24 protein-coding genes are annotated in these 19,253 nt (G+C 38.6%); 3 read left to right on the plus strand and 21 right to left on the minus strand.

The features are described 5' to 3' along the window. Positions 1–163: 163 nt before the first annotated feature. A complete protein-coding gene (locus HDT10_RS06235; protein ID WP_290881249.1) occupies positions 164–433 on the plus strand; it encodes a hypothetical protein in 270 nt (89 codons plus the stop codon). Between the two features lie 18 nt (positions 434–451). Here HDT10_RS06235 and HDT10_RS06240 read toward each other — a convergent pair whose 3' ends face one another. The 5 genes from HDT10_RS06240 to HDT10_RS06260 form a co-directional block, all read right to left on the minus strand. Continuing rightward, on the minus strand, positions 452–1,345 hold the full coding sequence (locus tag HDT10_RS06240) for an ATP-binding cassette domain-containing protein (RefSeq protein ID WP_290881253.1): 894 nt from the start codon (positions 1,343–1,345) through the stop codon (positions 452–454). Next, positions 1,342–2,016, minus strand: a complete 675-nt coding sequence (gene modB, locus HDT10_RS06245) for a molybdate ABC transporter permease subunit (protein WP_290881256.1) — start codon at positions 2,014–2,016, stop codon at positions 1,342–1,344. The genes HDT10_RS06240 and modB overlap by 4 nt, the downstream gene beginning before the upstream one ends. A gap of 71 nt (positions 2,017–2,087) precedes the next feature. Next, positions 2,088–2,543 (minus strand): molybdate ABC transporter, encoded by a 456-nt coding sequence (locus HDT10_RS06250; protein ID WP_290881259.1) that lies wholly within the window; start codon positions 2,541–2,543, stop codon positions 2,088–2,090. Beyond that, entirely contained in the window at positions 2,536–3,297 is a 762-nt protein-coding gene (gene modA, locus HDT10_RS06255; protein ID WP_290881262.1) for a molybdate ABC transporter substrate-binding protein, read from the minus strand. Before modA ends, HDT10_RS06250 begins: the two co-directional genes overlap by 8 nt. A 10-nt stretch (positions 3,298–3,307) precedes the next feature. Further along, complete coding sequence (locus tag HDT10_RS06260; protein ID WP_290881265.1) at positions 3,308–4,108, minus strand: TOBE domain-containing protein; 801 nt, start codon at positions 4,106–4,108, stop codon at positions 3,308–3,310. A gap of 148 nt (positions 4,109–4,256) precedes the next feature. On the opposite strand from HDT10_RS06260, the gene HDT10_RS06265 reads away from it, so the two are divergent. After that, a complete protein-coding gene (locus HDT10_RS06265) occupies positions 4,257–4,757 on the plus strand; it encodes a 3-isopropylmalate dehydratase small subunit (protein WP_290881266.1) in 501 nt (166 codons plus the stop codon). 19 nt (positions 4,758–4,776) lie between these two features. Next, positions 4,777–5,838, plus strand: a complete 1,062-nt coding sequence (leuB, locus tag HDT10_RS06270) for a 3-isopropylmalate dehydrogenase (protein WP_290881269.1) — start codon at positions 4,777–4,779, stop codon at positions 5,836–5,838. A gap of 54 nt (positions 5,839–5,892) precedes the next feature. On the opposite strand, the gene HDT10_RS06275 is transcribed toward leuB, so the two are convergent. The 16 genes from HDT10_RS06275 to HDT10_RS06350 form a co-directional block, all read right to left on the minus strand. Continuing rightward, a complete protein-coding gene (locus HDT10_RS06275) occupies positions 5,893–7,074 on the minus strand; it encodes a sugar transporter (protein ID WP_290881271.1) in 1,182 nt (393 codons plus the stop codon). Positions 7,075–7,126: 52 nt separating this feature from the next. Beyond that, a complete protein-coding gene (locus HDT10_RS06280; RefSeq protein ID WP_290881273.1) occupies positions 7,127–7,624 on the minus strand; it encodes a hypothetical protein in 498 nt (165 codons plus the stop codon). Further along, positions 7,621–8,205, minus strand: a complete 585-nt coding sequence (locus tag HDT10_RS06285) for a TPM domain-containing protein (protein WP_290881274.1) — start codon at positions 8,203–8,205, stop codon at positions 7,621–7,623. Before HDT10_RS06285 ends, HDT10_RS06280 begins: the two co-directional genes overlap by 4 nt. Positions 8,206–8,315: 110 nt before the next feature. Next, complete coding sequence (locus tag HDT10_RS06290) at positions 8,316–8,522, minus strand: DUF4006 family protein (protein WP_290881277.1); 207 nt, start codon at positions 8,520–8,522, stop codon at positions 8,316–8,318. Positions 8,523–8,534: 12 nt separating this feature from the next. After that, complete coding sequence (locus HDT10_RS06295; RefSeq protein WP_290881278.1) at positions 8,535–9,416, minus strand: c-type cytochrome; 882 nt, start codon at positions 9,414–9,416, stop codon at positions 8,535–8,537. Next, positions 9,417–9,635 carry a cytochrome c oxidase, cbb3-type, CcoQ subunit gene (locus HDT10_RS06300; RefSeq protein ID WP_290881281.1) on the minus strand — a complete coding sequence of 73 codons (219 nt, stop codon included), beginning with the start codon at positions 9,633–9,635 and terminating at the stop codon, positions 9,417–9,419. 2 nt (positions 9,636–9,637) lie between these two features. Next, a complete protein-coding gene (gene ccoO, locus HDT10_RS06305; protein WP_290881284.1) occupies positions 9,638–10,321 on the minus strand; it encodes a cytochrome-c oxidase, cbb3-type subunit II in 684 nt (227 codons plus the stop codon). Positions 10,322–10,333: 12 nt separating this feature from the next. Further along, on the minus strand, positions 10,334–11,800 hold the full coding sequence (ccoN, locus tag HDT10_RS06310; RefSeq protein ID WP_290881286.1) for a cytochrome-c oxidase, cbb3-type subunit I: 1,467 nt from the start codon (positions 11,798–11,800) through the stop codon (positions 10,334–10,336). Between the two features lie 191 nt (positions 11,801–11,991). After that, positions 11,992–12,933 carry a KpsF/GutQ family sugar-phosphate isomerase gene (locus HDT10_RS06315; protein WP_290881288.1) on the minus strand — a complete coding sequence of 314 codons (942 nt, stop codon included), beginning with the start codon at positions 12,931–12,933 and terminating at the stop codon, positions 11,992–11,994. A gap of 9 nt (positions 12,934–12,942) precedes the next feature. Continuing rightward, the gene (locus tag HDT10_RS06320) at positions 12,943–14,244 is read right to left on the minus strand and encodes a Na+/H+ antiporter NhaC family protein (RefSeq protein ID WP_290881290.1); all 1,302 of its coding nucleotides are present in this window, start codon (positions 14,242–14,244) and stop codon (positions 12,943–12,945) included. Positions 14,245–14,319: 75 nt separating this feature from the next. Continuing rightward, positions 14,320–15,390 carry an ARMT1-like domain-containing protein gene (locus HDT10_RS06325; RefSeq protein WP_290881402.1) on the minus strand — a complete coding sequence of 357 codons (1,071 nt, stop codon included), beginning with the start codon at positions 15,388–15,390 and terminating at the stop codon, positions 14,320–14,322. A gap of 31 nt (positions 15,391–15,421) precedes the next feature. Further along, a complete protein-coding gene (locus HDT10_RS06330) occupies positions 15,422–15,943 on the minus strand; it encodes a DUF3972 domain-containing protein (protein ID WP_290881291.1) in 522 nt (173 codons plus the stop codon). 8 nt (positions 15,944–15,951) lie between these two features. After that, complete coding sequence (purE, locus tag HDT10_RS06335) at positions 15,952–16,446, minus strand: 5-(carboxyamino)imidazole ribonucleotide mutase (RefSeq protein ID WP_290881293.1); 495 nt, start codon at positions 16,444–16,446, stop codon at positions 15,952–15,954. Between the two features lie 10 nt (positions 16,447–16,456). Continuing rightward, entirely contained in the window at positions 16,457–16,642 is a 186-nt protein-coding gene (locus tag HDT10_RS06340; RefSeq protein WP_290881295.1) for a hypothetical protein, read from the minus strand. A gap of 1 nt (position 16,643) precedes the next feature. Further along, positions 16,644–17,966: a hemolysin family protein gene (locus tag HDT10_RS06345; RefSeq protein WP_290881298.1), complete on the minus strand. Its 1,323-nt coding sequence runs from the start codon at positions 17,964–17,966 to the stop codon at positions 16,644–16,646. 352 nt (positions 17,967–18,318) lie between these two features. Beyond that, a complete protein-coding gene (locus tag HDT10_RS06350) occupies positions 18,319–19,245 on the minus strand; it encodes a YihY/virulence factor BrkB family protein (RefSeq protein ID WP_290881300.1) in 927 nt (308 codons plus the stop codon). Positions 19,246–19,253: the final 8 nt, after the last annotated feature.

Here is a 19,253-nt window from a genome sequence, read left to right on the forward strand (position 1 = left end):
CGAGATTTTGCAATTCCTAGCCAAACCCATTCCCTTTTGTCGCTTTTGCAATCTCGCAAAATGGCAAAGTATTGGAGAGTGGAAAACTTCTAAAAAAGACATTTCAGAATATTTGGAATCTTAATTAAAGTAGATTATTAATGGCGATATTTTGGATTATGGATTGCTTCACTACGTTCGCAATGACGCGGTAGTTGGCTTATGGTCATTGCGAGAATGCGTAGCATTCGTGGCAATCTATAATCCTTGCACGCATTGGATATTCCATTGTCATTGCAAAACCTTTGTAAAAGGCTGTGGCAATCTAAACGAAAGAATCTCACCTTTTAGATTCCATTGTCAAAATAAAAATATGCACAATTATAGATTGTTTCGTCAGCTTCGCTCCCTCGCAATGACACAGTGGAAAATATCCTTGCGAGATTCTATATAATAGAATCGTGGCAATCTATCATTTTGCAGAATATTTAAAGCCTATCTTGACAAACACGGGATTCCAAGCCTTAGAGGCAATCACTATCAAATCCCCACTACACAAATCCTTTGTTTCGTCTTTGTTGGTAGTGATTTGGACAATCTCATTCCCTACAAGCACGCTCACAATACAAACCAAGCCATTTTCTTTTATGTCCAATACTAAGCCACTTTGTCGGAATTTTCCGCTTGGCATACCTTTCAAAAAGACTTCATTAGGGCTTCCTTGTTTGTCAATTTTTCCTGATTCTAAATGCACGACAAAGTTCGATAGGAAAAAAACCTCACTAAAGTTATGACTTACCAAAAAGGTGGTAAGCTTGAAATGCCGATGAATGCGGAGCAATTCCTCTTGCAATTTATGAGACATTGCGGAATCTAGTGCAGAGAATGGCTCATCAAGCAATAATATCTCTGGACTACGAACCAATGCACGCGCTAAAGCCACGCGTTGTTGCTGTCCCCCGCTTAGCATATTAGGCTTAAGATTCCGCAAAGCACCTAATTCCGTAATCTCCAATAAAGATTCTATGTGTGCTTTGTCTGCTTTTTTAGGCAAGGCAAAGTATAAATTCTGCTCTACACTCATATTGGGAAAAAGTGCGTAATCTTGAAACACAAATCCAATCTTACGCTTCTGTGGGGGGAGATTAATCTTCGCACTAGAATCATACCAAGTTATATCATTGACTTTAATGATTCCAGAATCAGGCTCACTCAATCCAGCCAAAATACGCAAAATCGTAGTTTTACCCGCGCCGCTTTTGCCAAACAATGTAATGAAATCTTGTGATTTTAACTCGCAATGCACTTCCAAAGTCAAATCACCTTGCGTGCTATGCAAATGTTTTTTGAAATCTAAAAGTATCATTGCGCGCTTCTTTTATTGAGATAAAAGGTGATGAGTAAGACAGAAAAAGTAATCACAAAAAGCGTTAAGGCGTATTGGTGCGCAAGGGAGTAATTCAAGGATTCCACTTCATCGTAAATCGCAATGCTTGCTAGACGCGTTTGCCCTTGAATATTGCCCCCAATCATCATTACAACTCCAAATTCACCAATAGTGTGCGCAAAGGTTACGACAATGCCCACAAGCACGGAACGCGAAATATTGGGCAATAAGACAGAATAAAGAATCCTAAGACGACTTTTTCCAAGTGTTAAGGCAGCCTCAAAAAGCGAAATAGGCAATGCGGCAAAACCTGCTTGAATAGGATTAACCATAAAAGGAAGCGAAAAGATAACCGAACCCACAATCAAGCCCTCAAAGCTAAAGACAAGTTTGAGATTAAACACCTCTAATAAAAACTTTCCCAAAGGACTTTGTGGGCTAAAAGTAACCAAAAGATAGAATCCAAGCACGCTAGGAGGCAATACAAGCGGCATAGAAACAACTGCTTCTAAAATCGGTGTAGCCTTGCTGCGCGTAAAAGCTAGAAAATAGCCCAAAGGAATCGCAAGGAATAATAAAATAAAAGTCGTAATAAGTGCGACCTTAAAACTCAAAAGCATAGTAATAAAAAAATCACTAAAATTTTCCATTTTTCGCTCCTTTTAATTTCTCTGCTATTGAAAGTTTTGGCTTTTTATTGTTCTTATATTGCTTTTTCCTCTCACAAGAAAAGCATAATTTCATTTTCTGGAATATGCCAAAAAACAAAATCCCCAAGCTGAAGATGATTGTTTTTTACAAAATCCAAAGCACAAAGAGCGTTAATCTTGCCACCCTCTGCCCACGCACAAGCAAGCGTCAATCGGGCAAAAAGATTATCTTCGGCTAGATTTAAGATTTCCGCCTTAAAGGTATTGCACGCGCCCTCTAGTTTCGTTGCTACGACAATATTATTTTCCTTAAACCCCAAACTAAGAGGCGCACAAAGCATATTAGAAACAAAAGAAGAATCCTCTAATAGCAATACACAAATGCGATATTGGGATTCTACATCTTGCGCTTCCTCTTGTGTCTGCTCCAATGCTTGCCCACCAATAGAATCCCAACATCGCACAAAGAGGCGCAAAACGCCTTCTTGCTCTACGAAATGTTCCAAAACTCCGCTTAGCTTATTCAACGCTATAACCAAATTTCAAAAATTTTTCTTTAGCTTGAGCACCCAAAATATAAGCTTTAAAATCCTTTGCAAGCTTAGAATCTTTGCCATAATTTGGAATCACAAGTGCTTGACTAATAGGCTCATAAAGATTCTCATCAATGCTTACAAAGCTCATCTCTTTTGTATTGATTCCTCCTTCACCAAGCATAGAAAGCGCAGTAAAGCCTACTTCTGCATTTTTAGATTCCACATAGGTAGTCGCCGCACCAATGCTCTCACCTGTTACGAATTTAGATTCCACAATATCTAGCATTTTTGTGGCTTTCAATGCTTCAACAGAAGCTCTACCATAAGGCGCAACTTTTGGATTTGGAATAGAAATATGAGTAATTTTTGGATTCAAAATATCCTTAAATTCTTTGAGTTTGAAATTCTCATTATTGCTCCAAAGCACCAATTTTCCTTTTGCATAAATTTCTTCTTTTTGGGGTGCAAGCTTTTCTTCATAGAGTTTTGCAGGATAGCCCACATCGGCAGCGACAAATAAATGCACAGGTGCTCCATTTTTAATCTGCGCATAAGCCTTGCCACTTGAAATGTAAGAGATTTCAATTTTGTCTTCTGGCTTGTCTTTTAGAAAATCGTTTTTGATTTCTTCTAACACATACTTCAAGGAAGCCGCACCCAAGACTTTAATTTCTTCTGCTTGCGCACTCAAAGATAAAATCAACCCACAAACTCCAACAGCCAAAAATTTCTTTGCAAAATTCATTATTCTCTCCTTAAATACCTAGAATCACATTATTGGATTTGAATCCAAACCAAACTTCTTGTCCCACTTTTAATGCGAGATTCTCTTTGGAATCCTCTGTGATGATTGCGCTAAAGCAAACCCCATCACTCTCCATTACAACCTCACAATTTACGACACCATCAACGATACTTTTTACCACCCCGCCAATGCAATTTTTCAATGAAACCCCTTTAGGCTTCTCTTGAAAAACTACAATCCAATTTGCCTTAATGAGCGCATAAGCCTTCAAACCAACCTTTAAGCCTAATTCCTTTGCGGAATACAAAGTAATCGTGCTAGAAATTTGGGTTTTATCATTGATTTTCAATACAACTTCCGCATTGACTTTGCCCTCTTTGATAGAAATAATTTCACCAAACAATTGATTTCTCGCGCTTGTTTTAATCATAAATCTCCTTTTAGCGCAATTGCTCCATTGAGAATAATCCATCACAGAATCCCATTCGTTTAAATTACCCTCAAAAAGTGTGAAGAGTTCCTCTTGGACACGTTCCATTTCGCGAAAGATTCTGATTGCTTCTATTCCTTTCTGCGTAATTTGCGTGCCACCGCCACCTTTACCACCTGTTACGCGCACCACTAAAGGCTCATTTGTGATTTTATTCATCAAGTCAATGCTATCCCAAGCGGCTTTGTAACTCATTTTCATTTCTTTTGCAGCTTTGGAGATAGAACCTGTTTTGGCGATACGTTCTAACAATTCTACTTTACCGTGCCCTAAGAAATTTTTATCTTGCTCCTTAATCCAAAATCTTCCTTGCACTTGCATTTTTTTCACCTCCAAAACTTAAATTTTGTTTCAAGATTCAAAACAAAACTAGCAAATTATATTTTAATATATAACGATTGTCAATACCTAAATTTTATATTCACTTTGTTATAATGCGCCAAAGATTTTTAACATTTAAGGGGATTTTATGCAGAAAAACTTGAGTGGAAAAGTATGGAAATTCGGTGATAATATTGACACAGACTTAATCATTGCCGCAAGGTATCTTAATACGAGCGATAAAGCATTTTTGGCTTCTCATCTAATGGAAGATGCGCGCGTGGGATTCGTCAATCATATCAGCAAAGGAGATTTTATCGTAGCGGGTGAAAATTTCGGCTGTGGCTCTAGCCGAGAGCACGCACCTGTGGCGATTAAAGAAGCGGGCATTAGCGCGGTGATTGCCAAGAGCTATGCGCGCATTTTTTACCGCAACGCCTTTAACACGGGTTTGCCTATTTTAGAGATTCAAGAAGCGGATTCTATCTGTGAGGGGGACACATTAGAAGTAGATTTGGCTAGCGGCGTGGTTAAGAATCTCACCCAAGAATGCACCTATAAGTTTGCTCCGATTCCGACTTTTATGCTTGAACTCTTAGAAAGTGGCGGGTTAATCCCCTATGCTAAAGCACAAAATATCACAAAATAATTTTTAAGAAAGGCAAACAATGAAAACTTATAAAATCGCTGTCATTAAAGGAGATGGAATCGGACCAGAAATCATCAATGAGGCAATCAAGGTTTTAAAAACAACCGCACAGAAATTTAACTTTGCATTGGAATTTGAAGACTTTTTAATGGGTGGGATTGCGTATGATTTGACACAAAATCCACTTCCAGAAGAAACAATCACGGGCTGTTTAGCCTCCGATGCAACGCTCTTTGGTGCTATTGGTGGGGAAAAGTGGGACAACTTGCCGCGTGAATTACGACCAGAAAGCGGGCTTTTGCGCTTAAGAAAGAGTTTAGAAGTTTTTGCGAATTTTCGCCCTGCAAAAGTCTATAATGAACTCCTTGAGGCTAGCACATTAAAGCCCGAAGTTGTGCAAGGTGTAGATATTTTAGTCGTGCGTGAGCTGATTGGCGGAATCTACTTTGGCACTCCAAAAGGACGCGATAAAAATCGTGGCTACAATACAATGGTATATAGTGTAGAGGAAGTCAAACGCATTGCCCACACTGCTTTTCAAGCAGCACTCAAACGCAACAAAAAAGTTTGTTCTGTGGATAAGGCAAATGTGCTAGATGTCAGCCAACTATGGCGCGAAGTGGTGAGCGAAGTTGCACAAGAATATCCTGATGTGGAGCTAAGCCATATGTATGTAGATAATGCAGCAATGCAGCTCATTAGGAATCCTAAGCAGTTTGATGTGATTCTAACAGGAAATCTATTTGGAGATATTCTAAGTGATGAGGCGAGTATGCTAAGTGGCTCTATCGGCTTGCTTCCCTCTGCATCTATCGGAGGAAAGGCAGCAATCTATGAGCCAATCCACGGTAGTGCTCCAGACATTGCGGGACTTGGAATCGCAAACCCGATTGCAACGATTGCGAGTGCTGCAATGATGCTTCGCTACTCTCTAGGGGAACAAGAAGCTGCAGAGGCGATAGAAAGCGCGATTGAAAGGGTGTTAAAAGAAGGCTACCGCACGAAAGACATTGCAAATTTTGGCGCAAAAGAAATTTGCTCTTGCGAACGTATGGGCAGTGTGATTGCAGAGCACATTTAAAGCTTAAGATAAAGGCTATTTTATGATTCCATAGCATAAAGTAGCTTTGTCTCATTATTTGACAAACCAACCCCTATAATAAACGCAAACACACAGAGCAATTACCGCACCAACATAGCCGATATTTGCAATCCCTAAATACTGAATAATGATTCCACCGATAAATGCCCCGCTGCCAATTCCGACATTATAGATTCCAGAAAACATTGACATTGCAACCGAAGTCCCCATAGGCACAAGATTTAAAATTTGGGATTGGAAAGTGAGATTAAATAATGTAATACACAAGCCCCAAAGCACGCAAATCAATAGTGTATTCAACAAGCCAAACCTAGCCCCAACCAAACTCGCAAGAGCAATAAAAATCCCAAAAATTGCACAATTTACAAAAAATGTCTTATGCTTATCATAATACTTAGAAAACAAAAAACTCCCTAGAAACCCAACGCCTCCAAAAACAATGAGCACCATCGTAACCGCATTTTCTTTAAAATTAGCATATTGCGCCAAAAAGGGTTCAATATAGCTATAAGCAATGAAATGCGCACTCACAAGGCAAAGCGTGATTCCATAGACACCAAGCAATTGAGGAGTTTTAAGTAATTTTGGCAAGTTTCTTGCAGAAATCGCACCTGCGCTTGGTATTGTTGGCAGACTTTTAAGCAATACCAAAAGGAGCAAAAAGGCAAGGATTCCAATCGTTAAAAAACTAATCCTCCACCCCAAATACAATCCAATCACCCTCCCTAAAGGTAATCCAGCTATCAATGCAATACTGGAACCTGTTGCGATACAGCCAAGTGCTAAACTTTCTTTGCCCTTAGGGGCAATGCGAACTGCCATTGGAGCAGCAATAGACCAAAACAATGCGTGTGCGCACGCCACTCCAAGACGCGCAAGCATAAGCGTCCAATACCCTTCCGCTAGAGCAGAACCAATATGGCTTAACACAAAAAGCGCAACGACCGCTAGCAAAAGTCGTCTCATTTCAAAACGCGAACAAGCCAACATTAAAGGCAGTGATGTGAGAGCGACTGCCCACGCATACACGCTAATTAAGAATCCAGCTTTTGCCTCATTGATACTAAAATCATTCGCAATGAGGCTCAAAAGACCTATTGGCACAAACTCTGAAGTATTAAAAATAAATGCCCCAAGCGCAATCGTGATGACTGCCAACTGCCAATTAGAATTAGTTAAACTATCTGTTGGAATACCTTGGTTCTTATCTTTCATTTAAGGATTACTCCATTATAGAATCCAAGTATAGATTCTTAAATAAATTAAATTATTTTGAATCTATGGATTGAATAAAATACTCTTGTGCAATACAAATAGAATCCTCACCAACTTCTACTAATGCTTCACTCTGATAGCGTCCGGGATTGCGCACTTCGAAAGTCTTGCTCTGCCATAATCCCTCTACTAATTCACCCTCTCCTAAATTTTGATCTTCTCTTGTGGTATTTGGACGCGTAAGAAAAAAGCTCACTTTAGCATTTGTTTCTATTTTGCCGCTCATTTTGTCGTTTAAACGTATAAAAACCTGACGAAAAGTTTTTGTATCTTGTTGTAATGCGCCCTCAAAGGCAATATTATATTTTTGCAAAAATGCTTCGCGTTTTTTAGTAATCTCGTTAATGTTTGCGTCAATCTCTTGCGCCTTGCGTTGGCACATACTTTGCAATTCCACAGGATTCGTAATTGCAGTCTTAATGGTTAAAATGATAAGCCCAACGACAACCATTGCAAGCAAAAAGATTCCAAAAGGCCAATAATTTTTCATTTATTTCTCCTTAGATACACAAACACAAAGAGCACAAACAAAACAAACAACATCACATAAAGTGCAGTGCGCACCGCAATCTGCACACCTTTATTTTGTTTGGGAAAGCTATGCTCAAGTGTAACATCTTGCGATTTAGCAATTCTATCGGCAATATCCACAAAGCCATTAAGTAAAAAAGCGGATATGCTTTGTGGTGTTAGTTCTGTATCGGATTTTGGAATCAAAGGCACAATATAATCCCAATAAACTGCCTTTTTATCAAATAACTTTTCAGCTTCTGGGCTTGCGATAATGTTGATTTTTTTTTCTTTACGCACAAAAAAGAGGACGACAAAAGGCTCTTTTAAATCTCTTAAATACTTCTGCTCTTGCTCTTCAAGATTCCTTTCTCCTAAACCCTCAAGAGCAACAACATACATAGATACACCCGTTTTTTCAAATACCTCACCCGATAATATCTCCATATAATTAGTGGTTTTATCAATGAGTTGATTTTGATTCTCTAGCACATAAGGCTTCCCAAAAGCCAATGTGCAAAAAAATAGGGAAAGAATCCCTATTTTAAGCAATTTTAACATTCATTAACCAACATAAAGAAGCATATTGGGAATGAAAGCTACTGCAATAGACGCAATAATCACTACAATATGGGCTGCAAAAAGAATTTTTTCTAATCCACTATATCTCATCATTTTGCTCCTAATTCTTTATAATGCTGCGCATTATCAGCACTTCTCATTTGCAAAGTGTTAGCATTTTCAATTGTATAATGATTATTCGCTTGCGCACTTTGTGTTACCACTGCGGTATAACCTAAACAAAAAACAATGCTAAGCAATAAGACAACTGCTACGATAAAACCCAAAAGTCCATTAACTCCAAATAAACCATTCATACTCAAACCTCCTTAGTTTTTCTCTGAATAGATAAAATGCGCCAAAGCTTCTTTTTGCTTATCGGTGAGCATTTGAGTTTTGAAAGTTGGCATAATACCAATGCGTCCTTTTTTGCCTTTTTCAAGCACTTCAGCTACAAATGCAGGTGTTCCGTATTTTGTAAGGTCTGGTGCCATACCACCCATACCTGTACCATCTTCACCATGACAAGCATTACAAGTAGCAGCAGTGTAAAGCTCTTTACCTTTTGCCACTAAATCTGGATATTTTGTCTTTTTGACTTCAGAAATTTGTGCCATTACATAAGCAGCAACTGCTTTTTGAGATTCTTCGCTCTCTAATACACCGGGCGCGACTTCGCTAATTGGCAACATATCCCCAAGCATATAGCCTAAGCCTTTGCTACCATTTTTAATTGTCGTAATAATGCCTTCTTCTCTACCCCATTCTGTCAAATTTGCTGCTGTGCCATTCATTCCCTCTGTGGTGATTCCATGACATTGTGAGCATTGCACTAGAAATAGATTTTGTCCCATTTTAGTCAAAGTTGGAGCATCAATATTTTGCCATTGTGCTTCAAATTTTGCATTATATGCTTTGACTTCTTCGTTATATTCTCCAATTTGTGAATAAGTATTGAGAGGATAACCTACGAACCAATACCACAAACCCCAAATTAACAATACAAGGTAAGTCGCACCCCATCCAATTGGAATATCATTTTTAAATTCTTTAATCCCATCCCAATCTTCGTCTGTTAATTCACCTTCTGCCTTGCTATCTTTCATCTTTTTGATGTAACCACCGACAATGAAAATAGTCAAAGCTAAAATTGCTACGGCGCCAAGCAATCCAAGTTGATTTACACTGTCGCCTAAGTTAAACCATTCCATTTAGCTCTCCTTCTTTTCGTCTTTGTTATTTCGCTTTTCCACTAAAGCATCATTCAAGTCATCATCTAATGCAAGCCTTGCATACTTTTCGTAATCAATCTTTCCACTTCTTTGGCTTTTGTAAAGATGATAAATATATCCATACAATAAAAACACCAATAAAACCGTGATAAACCAATACGCATAGCCTTGAATAATTCTTATCGTTTCATATTCCACGATTAGTTAGCCCTTCTTTTTTGTCCTAAGCTGTTTAAATAAGCAATCAATGCTACAATTTGTTTAATCTCGCCTCTTTCAAGAGCAGCTTTTATCGCTGGATCTTTCATATCTTCTGCGAGGAGTTTTGCCTCTGCCAAGATTTCCGCTTTTGCTGCTTTTAAATCACCCAATTTAGGATTGTTTGCAGTATCATAAGGAACTGAAAAAACAACTTTTTGTGTGTAAGCTTCAGCATAAGCAGTTTCCATATCTACATTTTTATTATACAAATGTTTATATGCTGGCATAATAGAACCCGGAACAACTGCAGTTGGGTCTAGCATATGCTCTTCGTGCCAATCTGTGGTTCGGACATCACCTACACGATGCAAATCAGGTCCTGTTCTTTTAGAACCCCACAAAAATGGTCTATCATAAGCATATTCACCACTCAAACTATAAGCACCATATCGGTCTGTTTCTGCTTTGAATGGACGAATCAATTGTGAATGGCACGCATTACAACTTTCGCTAATATACACTTGACGCCCTGCTACTTCCAAAAGCGTATAGGGTTTAAGATTTTCTGTCGGACGTGAAGCCTTAGCAAAATCAGGCAGAATCTCGACCAATCCCGCAATTGAAAAAACCACTAAAAAGACTACCGTAAAGAAAAACGGATTTTTTTCCAACCAATGAAACATCACAAGCCTCCTTTACGCTGCCATTGGAGTTGCGTATTTAGGTTCGCTCTCAAGCTCCCTACTAGCAACAATGGTCATAATAATATTATAAACAAAAATGATAAAGCCTAAGAAATACAAGATTCCACCAATTGCTCTAATTGTATAATATGGCATTAACACGGTTACAGTATCAATGAATGAATAAGCCAAGCTTCCAAACTCATCTGTTGCTCTCCACATCATACCTTGCGTAATACCTGCAATCCACATACTTGAGAAATAAAGAATAATCGCAACAGTTTGCACCCAGAATTGAATATCCATTAATTTTTTAGAATAAATTTCGCGTTTAAACAATCTTGGTGTCATATGATAACAAGCTGCAATAATCGTAAATGAAACCCAACCTAATGCTGCATCATGAACGTGTCCGATAATCCAATCTGTAAAGTGTGCCAAAGCATTAACAGATTTGATAGATTGAATTGGTCCTTCCAAAGTTGTAAGCATATACCATGTAGAAGCTAAAAGCAAGAACTTAATAAGCGGAGATTCTTTTAATTGATGCCATTGCCCTTTCATTGTTAATAGCATATTCACCGCTGTTCCCCAAGATGGCAAAATCAACACAACAGAGAAAATTGAACCCATTGTTTGCATCCAATCAGGAACGGTAGCATAAATCAAGTGGTGGCTTCCAGCCCAAATATAAACAAACATTAAGCCCCAAAATGAGAATAAAGTCAATTTATAAGAGAAAACTGGTTGTCCAGATTCTTTTGGTAGAAAATAATAGATAACACCAATGATTCCTGAAGTGAAAACAAACGCAACCGCATTGTGTCCAAACCACCATTGCACCATCGCATCATTTGTTCCTGCATATAAAGAAATAGAATGCCAAATAGAACCTACACCTGAAACTAAATAAGTTGGAATCGAGAGGTTGTTAAAGATATAGAGCGCAGAAATTGCTACAAATGTCGCAATAAAATACCACAATGTGATATAAAGTGTTTGCTCGCGTCTCACACCCATTGAACCAAAGAGGCTAGCACCCCACAATACCCATACAACAACGACTAATAAATCTAATGGCCATACCAATTCAGAATATTCTTTTGATTGGCTCATACCAGCAAACAAACTTACAACTGCTAGTGCCATTAGCACAATATAAATCCAAAAGTGTAAATGTCCAATCACTTTTAAAAGTGGATGTTCATTATAAGAAATTTTTAGAACTCTTTGTCCTAAGTAATACCAGGCTGTCCAAATACCACTCAATGTGAATCCATAAATGATTCCATTAGTGTGTAAAGGTCGCAAGCGTCCGAATGTTCCGAACTCACCGGCTAAATAATTAAGGTCTGGGAACGCCATTTGACAAGCTATCACAACACCCAACAACAATCCAACAATACCAAATGCGATCGTTGCAAAAAGAAATAATTTTGCAATGGAGTAATCATACTCTAACGCAGGATTTGATTGCATATTTGCTCCTTCCTCTAAGATTTCCCTTACATATTTTATAGAGAATCCTGATATTTTATAAAATAAAGCATAATTGCTAGCTTAAAATTAACAACAAATAGTAAATGAAATGGAAAATAAACGTTTAGATTCAAGAAATTTTAAGATTTCTCTAAAGTGTAGAATCCATTGGAGAGGGTTAAAATCGTGCTTCAAACCCTACTAATCTCATAAAGCTGCACGATACCCACAAGACATTCTTCATCTTGGACAACTAATTCTTTGATTTTGTATTCTAGCATTAGCGATTCCGCTTCTGTCGCCATTGCATCACTCGTAATTGTTTTTGGATTCTTTGTCATAATCTGATATGCTAATGCGTCAAATTTCTCCGCACTTAAAGCCCTGCGCAAATCCCCATCAGTAATAATGCCCGATAATTTATTATTTTCTACCACTAAACACATTCCGAGTTTTTTAGAAGTCATTTCTGCAATCAATTCTTTGAAAGACGTATGCGGTGTAACAAGCGGTAAATTTTCCTTTATCATCACATCTTTAATGCGGGTTAGCAACTTGCGTCCCAAACTACCACCGGGGTGAAATAATGCAAAATCCTCTGGCTTAAAGTTTCTTGCTCGCATTAAAGCAACAGCGATTGCATCACCCATTGCGAGTGTTGCAGTCGTTGAGCTCGTAGGAGCAAGCTGCAAAGGACAAGCCTCTTGCGCGACACCAACATTCAAAAAATAATCACTCTCTTTTGCGAGTGTAGAATTTACCTTGCCACTCATCGCAATCAATGGAATCTTGCGCATTTTGACAGAGGGGATTAATCGCAAAATCTCTTCACTTTCTCCTGAATTTGAAATTGCTAGCAATGCGTCTTCTTGAGTTAGCATACCCAAATCTCCGTGCAATGCTTCGGCAGGGTGCATAAAAAAACTAGGTGTCCCTGTGCTTGCCAAAGTCGCAGCAATCTTTGCTCCAACATGCCCAGACTTCCCCATACCGCTAATCACTAAACGTCCCTTAAGATTCAAAATCTTCGTAACTACTGCATTAAATTCCTCTCCTACAAAAGATTTCAATCCTAAAATTGCGTTAGATTCCAAATCAAAAACTTCTTTTGCCACTTTTGTAAAATCTTGCATTCTTACCCCTTATAATAAAATCGCGCCTATCGTCCCACCTATGATTAATGTAGTGTTATACATCAAAAAAGTTGGCACACAAGTATCCCAAATATGATTGTGCTGCTTATCTGCGTTTAAGCCAGCCGTTGGTCCTAATGTGCTATCACTTGCAGGGCTTCCAGCGTCCCCTAATGCACCCGCGATTCCAACCAACAAAATAATTGCGGCAGGAGAGAAACCAAGCTCTAGCCCCAAAGGACAATAAATTGCTGCGATGATTGGAATCGTCCCAAAAGAAGTCCCAATACCCATAGTAACCAATAATCCAACAAGCAACATCATCAAAGCCCCGCCAAACTTACCTCCAGCAAGCGAGGCGACATAATGCACGAGGGAAAGAATCGCGCCTGTTTCTTTCAAAACCGCGCCAAATCCTGCGGCAACCAACATCACAAATGCGATGAACGCCATCATCTTAAAGCCCTCTTCCATTACCTCATCAATCTCGTTCCACAAGATTCCGCCAAGTAGCACCATTACAAGGATTCCACATAGCCCCCCTAGAGGCAATGAACCCACCCATAGTTGCACACCAAAGGCTACGACTGCGCCAAGCAAAACAGCGAAATCCTTTCGCCGCATATTAGGACGCTCTAGCACCTCCATAGATTCCTCGCTTAAGTAGGTATTCTGATACTCGCGCGGCTTGCGATAGAATACAAAAATAGCGAGTAGCAAACCCACCAACATACTCAATCCGCCAATCCACATCACGCTTGAAACATCACCTAGACTGACATTTACGCCATTTTGATTTAATTGGTCGCGCAAAATGGTGTGAAAAATCAATCCAAACCCCACACTAAAACTTACATAAGGGGCTTTTAAACCAAAAGTAAGTGCGCAAGCTACGGCGCGTCTATCAATTTTTAGGCGATTCATCAGTGGCAACAAAGGCGGAATCAGAATCGGAATAAAAGCAATATGCACAGGAATTAGATTCTGTGAAAAACAAGCAAAAAAGGCGATAGAGAGACAAAACATCAAACGCCGATTCTGCACGAAATTCGCGATATAGTGAATTAAGATTAATGTGAGATTTGTGCGGGCAATTGCACTTGCAAGCGCACCAAGCAAAACATAGCTCAATGCAGTTTCAAGATTCCCTGCCATACCAGCAATGAGCAAATTAATGCTTTTTTCTACACCTAATCCCCCTAAGATTCCTGCACTCAAAGCAGAAATCAAAATAGCCAAAAGCACATTTAAACGCGCTAAACATAGCACACCCATTATAAAAATAGACACTACGACAGGATTCGTCAGCATTGACAGCCTTTGTTGAAAAATAAAATGATATTTTACCTAATATAAAATTAGAATTGATAGGAATTTTGACTTTAATTATGGAATGGGGTGCAAAAATGGGCTAAAAAACACAAAATCTCCCAAATTTTGTTGCAAATAATCCCTTACCACATTGCATTTGATTTTGAAAAGCAAAAAGATTCTGTTATCTTGCTTGGCTGCATTCTCCATAGATTCAAAATTCCCCATACCCTTTGCCAAAATCAAATCGGCTTCTTGATAAATTTCCCTTGCCTCTTTGTGTGCAAGAGATTCAAGAAACCCGGGACTCATCACGCCACTATCTACCACTTTGGCAAGGTGCAACATCGCAGAATCCGTCTTGTTTAAGTCAGATAAAGTAATATCATTAATGATTTCTGCTCCTCTAACAAAATAAAAAATTTCTAAATTCGGATAAAGGGCTTTGAGGGCATAAATTAAAATTTCATCAAACTCATTTTCTCCCGCATTATCCCCAATAACTACCAAATCCTTTGCGGATTCCAATGAGGACATAAAGGCTCTCAAATCAAAATAAGCAAAGGGAGATTGTAGAATCTTTTGCGCTTGCTCCTCCAAATCAAATTGCTTTTGCGCGCCATAATCTAATACATTCCCAAGCACACAAATACGAATCGCAAATTCTAAAACCTCTTTCGTGCTTGCCTTGTGGGATAATTTTTCGCGCAAAAGCTCTAAGAATTTTTGTTTATAATTCCTTGCTTTTTGAATACTTTGAAGTTTGATTTGTGCATAGGGCGAAACATCATTGAGGGCTTGACAAATCTTGTCATACACAAGAATGGCAAGCATTGTAGGCGGAATCTCAAAGTCATTTTCTAAAGGAGAAAGAAAGGGATATTGGTTTTGAAAAAACTCTTTTAATAAAATTTGTAATTTTACTTTGTCCTTAGGGGTTAGCTTTTGATTCTTTGGGCTTGCGTTCTTAGAAACAAACTCTTGGAAGCCCTCTAATGCCGCAAAGATTTCCTCCACCGCACCAAGTGCTTTTTGCTTGTTTTTTTCTGATTCCTTAGAATCTTGAAAGGACTTGAGACTTTGCACTCCTGCGGTGCATTCTGCTTGCTTCAACAAGCACTCTAGGCATTCGTATGTTAAGTTAATTGCTCAATCCTTATTTGAAGATTCTTTGAAACTAAGAATCCTTTGGTGCTTGTGTATCCTCTTGTTCTTCGCTATTTTCTTTTGCTTTTTCGCCAATTGCCCTACCCCACATCAAACGATATTTGCGTTTCAAAAACTCAATCTCCTCTTGCGCTACACGCAATTGCTCCCTTAGAATCGCAATAGTTTTTTTATCGTCCTCATAAACTTCTTGCGTATTAAAAAGCGCGTCTTTTAGGAATTGGTTTTCATTTTTGACACTTGAAATCGTTTCCTCTTTGGAACTTACGACTTTTTCGTGCAAACTTAGAATCGTGCCAATCGTTTTTTCTACAAATCCGCTATCTACTGCGCCACTCACTGCGGTATCCCCTTGAACCATTACTGCATTACCACTCTTGACAAGAGCTTGTGTGCCGCTTCCTGCATCAATATAAAATTGCTCATTTTCTTGTTTGCTTTTTAGCTCTCCCTTTGCCACCATTTCTAACACTTTTTCTTTTTCTAGTTGTGCAAGTTTTACAAATTCGTCAATTACAACCCAAGTTTCCATTATTAACCTTACAAAATTACTTCAATCTCACTAGAATCTAATTCTACATTTTTTGCTTTCATCACGCGGTCTTCTTTGAGCTTTCCGCCTAATTCTGCATCACTTAATGCCAAGATTTGCATTGCAAGATAAGCACTATTTACCGCTCCTGTTTTGCCCAAAGCCACCGTGGCGACAGGCATACCAGAGGGCATTTGCACAGTGGAAAGCAATGCGTCAAGACCCTCTAATGCTCCCCCTTTGAGTGGCACACCAATCACGGGCTTCGTTGTCATAGAAGCCACTGCGCCCGCTAAATGCGCCGCCATACCCGCTGCGGCAATGAATACCTTTGCGCCCTTTTGTTCTGCAGCTTGGACATATTCTTTTGTGCGATTCGGACTGCGGTGCGCCGAGCTGATAATCACTTCATAAGAAACATCAAACTTTTTTAGGACTTCAATGCACTCACGCATCACTTCATAATCACTCTTACTTCCCATCAAAATTGCTACAAATCCCATTTTCTCTCCTTTACATTGCTGATAACGACAAACCAAGCCCAACTAAAAATCCACCCACTAGAGTAAAGAGGAAAAAGTAAAAAAAGAGATAAATAAAAGTCGGCAATAGCACAAGCCACCACGACCATTGAATCTTATCTGCAAGCTTTAACCCAATAAACAAAAGTTGCAAAAGCATTAAAAACCACGAAAGCAAATTATCCTTCCTTCTCAAAAGATTTTTTCGTAGCTTTTAAGCGCACAATTCTAGCCCCTTGCGTTATCAAAACCTCATAATCGCAGTGTTCATCGCTGATTCTATCCCCTACCACAGGCATACGTCCCAAGAGATTAAATACATAACCACCAATCGTTACTTGCTCTGTATCCTTTTCAAATTCAATCTCTAGCACATCGGCGACACGTTCTAAATCTAACATACCATCAAAAGAATAAGAATCCTCATCTATCTTGTGGTAATCATCATTTTTCTTATCGTGTTCATCGCTAATATCCCCAATGACTTCCTCTAAAATATCCTCCATTGTCAGTAATCCAGCAGTTCCTCCATACTCATCTACGACAAGTGCGGTGTGGATTTGGCGGCGATTCATTTGGATTAGAATCTTTGAAATAGAAGCACTTTCAGGCACGATAATAATCTCTCTTACGAGGCTTCCTAATTCTTTAGGGGGATTCTCACCCAACATTGTCTCAAGCAAATCCCGCAAATGCACCATTCCGATGATATTATCTTTGCCCTCTTTACAATAAGGATAACGTGTGTGCTTTGTAGATTTGACGATTTTTATATTTTCCTCATAAGTATTATCATCATACAAACAAATCATATCTTTTCTAGGCGTCATAATTTCTTTTGCCATCGTGTCTGAAAAGCTTACAGCGTTTTGGATAATCTCATTTTCAATCGTATCTAAAAAGCCACCTTTCAAACTCTCGCCTACAATGATTTTTAATTCCTCTTCAGAATGCGCATTTTCCTCCCCCTCGCTTGCAGGTTTAATCCCCATTCTGCGCAAAGAAAACACTGCTAAATAATCAAAAATGCGAATGAGTGGGAAGAAAAGAATCCAAAACATATGCAAAGGTCTAGCGACAAACAACACCGCCTTTTCAGCCTTGGCAATTGCAACAGATTTTGGGATTAATTCCCCTGCCACGACATGCAGGAGTGTAATCAAGCTAAAAGCAACGACAAAGCTAACAGAATGCAGCAATACAGGATTCTTGCCTATAAAATATTGAAAAGGCGTTTCAAGCAAACGAGCAATTGCTGGCTCACCCACCCAACCTAAGCCTAAAGAAGAAAGCGTAATACCAAGCTGTGTCGCAGAAAGATAAGAATCTAACTTGCCCGTAATCTTAAGTGCTAGCTCCGCACTCGGCACTTCCCGCTTGGTTAGTTCCTCTAAACGCGAGCGGCGAATTTTGACGATTGCAAATTCAGAAAGCACAAAAAAACCATTTAACATTACCAAAAATAATGCAAAAATAGCCAAGAGAAACGACTCGGTTTCCAAAAAATCTCCTTGTTCAAAGATAGAAAAATTTTGTAATTTTAGCATAATTTTATATTAAAATTTTAAAAATTTTCATTGTTGGCGTCTTTGCGAGGAAGTGCAACTAATGAAATACACAATTACAAAGTGATTTGCCACAAAATCCAAGGTAGAATCTTAATCCAAGATTCTATTATGAATTTAAGCTAAAACTACCCACTGCACAGAATCTTGCTTTAGTTTTGCGATTTTATTGCTTGAATATATTTAACTATGGATTACCACACAAGCCTAAAACTTGCTCACAATGGCAAGAGGTGGAATCGCAAACGATAAATCAAGTCTCACAAGAAGTAAGCTTATCAATCTTTCATTACTCACTTTGAGATTCTAGCTCTTTAATAAACATCTCATCAATCCCGCGACTAAGGCTCATTCCAAAGAGTAAAATTGCCCACGAGAGATACACCCAAATAAACAAAAAAAGTAAAATACTAAAAGAACCATAAAGCGTTAAATAGGCTTTATTGTAAAACACATAATACACGAAACCCCATTTACAAATGGACCACAAAAGTGCGGTAATAAGCGAGCTTATCAAGGTATTTTTATTACTAATGTTTGTATTAGCGGAGATTTTAAAGAGCATAAAAAACACTGCCCACACCACAAAATAAGGTATTAGTTGAAAAAACCAAGCAATATAAGTGCTATAACCCAATTCTTGCAAATACACATACGCTTGAGTGCTCAAATAGATTGAGAATAAAATCCCCAAAGGAAAAAGTGTCATACAAGTCCAATATACCGAGATAGAATCCCAAAATCCCCGCGCTTTGGAATGGAAAATCTTTCCTGCAATATCTTGGTAATTCTTAAAAAACAAAATAGAAGTGATAAACGCATAGATAAATCCCATTCCACCGAGTTTTGTAGAGTTTTCTAAAAAGCTATCCATATAGGCTAAAAAAACATCGGAATGCGTAGGGATAAAATTTGTGATAATCAGATTCTTAAAGCTCTCTAAATATTCCTTAAACTCCGGCATTGCCGCGACAAGCGAAAAAATAATCAGAAGCATAGGCAAAAGCGCGAAAATCGTATAAAAGCTAAGACTTGAGGCAAAATAAAGCAAATCACCCTTTAAAAACACATACAAATAGCGCACGAGCAGCCATAATTTTTTGCAAATTGTTTTAAATAAATCTACGCTTAAGAGAGATTGGAGTCGTGAAAGATTTTCGCGAGTCTTGAGTGGATTCTCTTGTGATTCTAAATCTTGTTCTTTAGGCGATTCCATTTATCTTA

Origin of the sequence: Helicobacter sp., assembly GCF_014799995.1 — a bacterium.
Taxonomy (GTDB): Bacteria; Campylobacterota; Campylobacteria; order Campylobacterales; family Helicobacteraceae; genus Helicobacter_D.

Coding starts and splice junctions, on each gene's coding strand:
- HDT10_RS06240 (WP_290881253.1), bottom strand. CDS start 1,345: ATGATACTTTTAGATTTCAAAAAACATTTGCATAGCACGCAAGGTGAT.
- modB (WP_290881256.1), bottom strand. CDS start 2,016: ATGGAAAATTTTAGTGATTTTTTTATTACTATGCTTTTGAGTTTTAAG.
- modA (WP_290881262.1), bottom strand. CDS start 3,297: ATGAATTTTGCAAAGAAATTTTTGGCTGTTGGAGTTTGTGGGTTGATT.
- HDT10_RS06260 (WP_290881265.1), bottom strand. CDS start 4,108: ATGCAAGTGCAAGGAAGATTTTGGATTAAGGAGCAAGATAAAAATTTC.
- HDT10_RS06265 (WP_290881266.1), top strand. CDS start 4,257: ATGCAGAAAAACTTGAGTGGAAAAGTATGGAAATTCGGTGATAATATT.
- leuB (WP_290881269.1), top strand. CDS start 4,777: ATGAAAACTTATAAAATCGCTGTCATTAAAGGAGATGGAATCGGACCA.
- HDT10_RS06275 (WP_290881271.1), bottom strand. CDS start 7,074: ATGAAAGATAAGAACCAAGGTATTCCAACAGATAGTTTAACTAATTCT.
- HDT10_RS06280 (WP_290881273.1), bottom strand. CDS start 7,624: ATGAAAAATTATTGGCCTTTTGGAATCTTTTTGCTTGCAATGGTTGTC.
- HDT10_RS06285 (WP_290881274.1), bottom strand. CDS start 8,205: ATGTTAAAATTGCTTAAAATAGGGATTCTTTCCCTATTTTTTTGCACA.
- HDT10_RS06290 (WP_290881277.1), bottom strand. CDS start 8,522: ATGAATGGTTTATTTGGAGTTAATGGACTTTTGGGTTTTATCGTAGCA.
- HDT10_RS06295 (WP_290881278.1), bottom strand. CDS start 9,416: ATGGAATGGTTTAACTTAGGCGACAGTGTAAATCAACTTGGATTGCTT.
- ccoO (WP_290881284.1), bottom strand. CDS start 10,321: ATGTTTCATTGGTTGGAAAAAAATCCGTTTTTCTTTACGGTAGTCTTT.
- ccoN (WP_290881286.1), bottom strand. CDS start 11,800: ATGCAATCAAATCCTGCGTTAGAGTATGATTACTCCATTGCAAAATTA.
- HDT10_RS06315 (WP_290881288.1), bottom strand. CDS start 12,933: ATGCAAGATTTTACAAAAGTGGCAAAAGAAGTTTTTGATTTGGAATCT.
- HDT10_RS06320 (WP_290881290.1), bottom strand. CDS start 14,244: ATGCTGACGAATCCTGTCGTAGTGTCTATTTTTATAATGGGTGTGCTA.
- HDT10_RS06330 (WP_290881291.1), bottom strand. CDS start 15,943: ATGGAAACTTGGGTTGTAATTGACGAATTTGTAAAACTTGCACAACTA.
- purE (WP_290881293.1), bottom strand. CDS start 16,446: ATGGGATTTGTAGCAATTTTGATGGGAAGTAAGAGTGATTATGAAGTG.
- HDT10_RS06350 (WP_290881300.1), bottom strand. CDS start 19,245: ATGGAATCGCCTAAAGAACAAGATTTAGAATCACAAGAGAATCCACTC.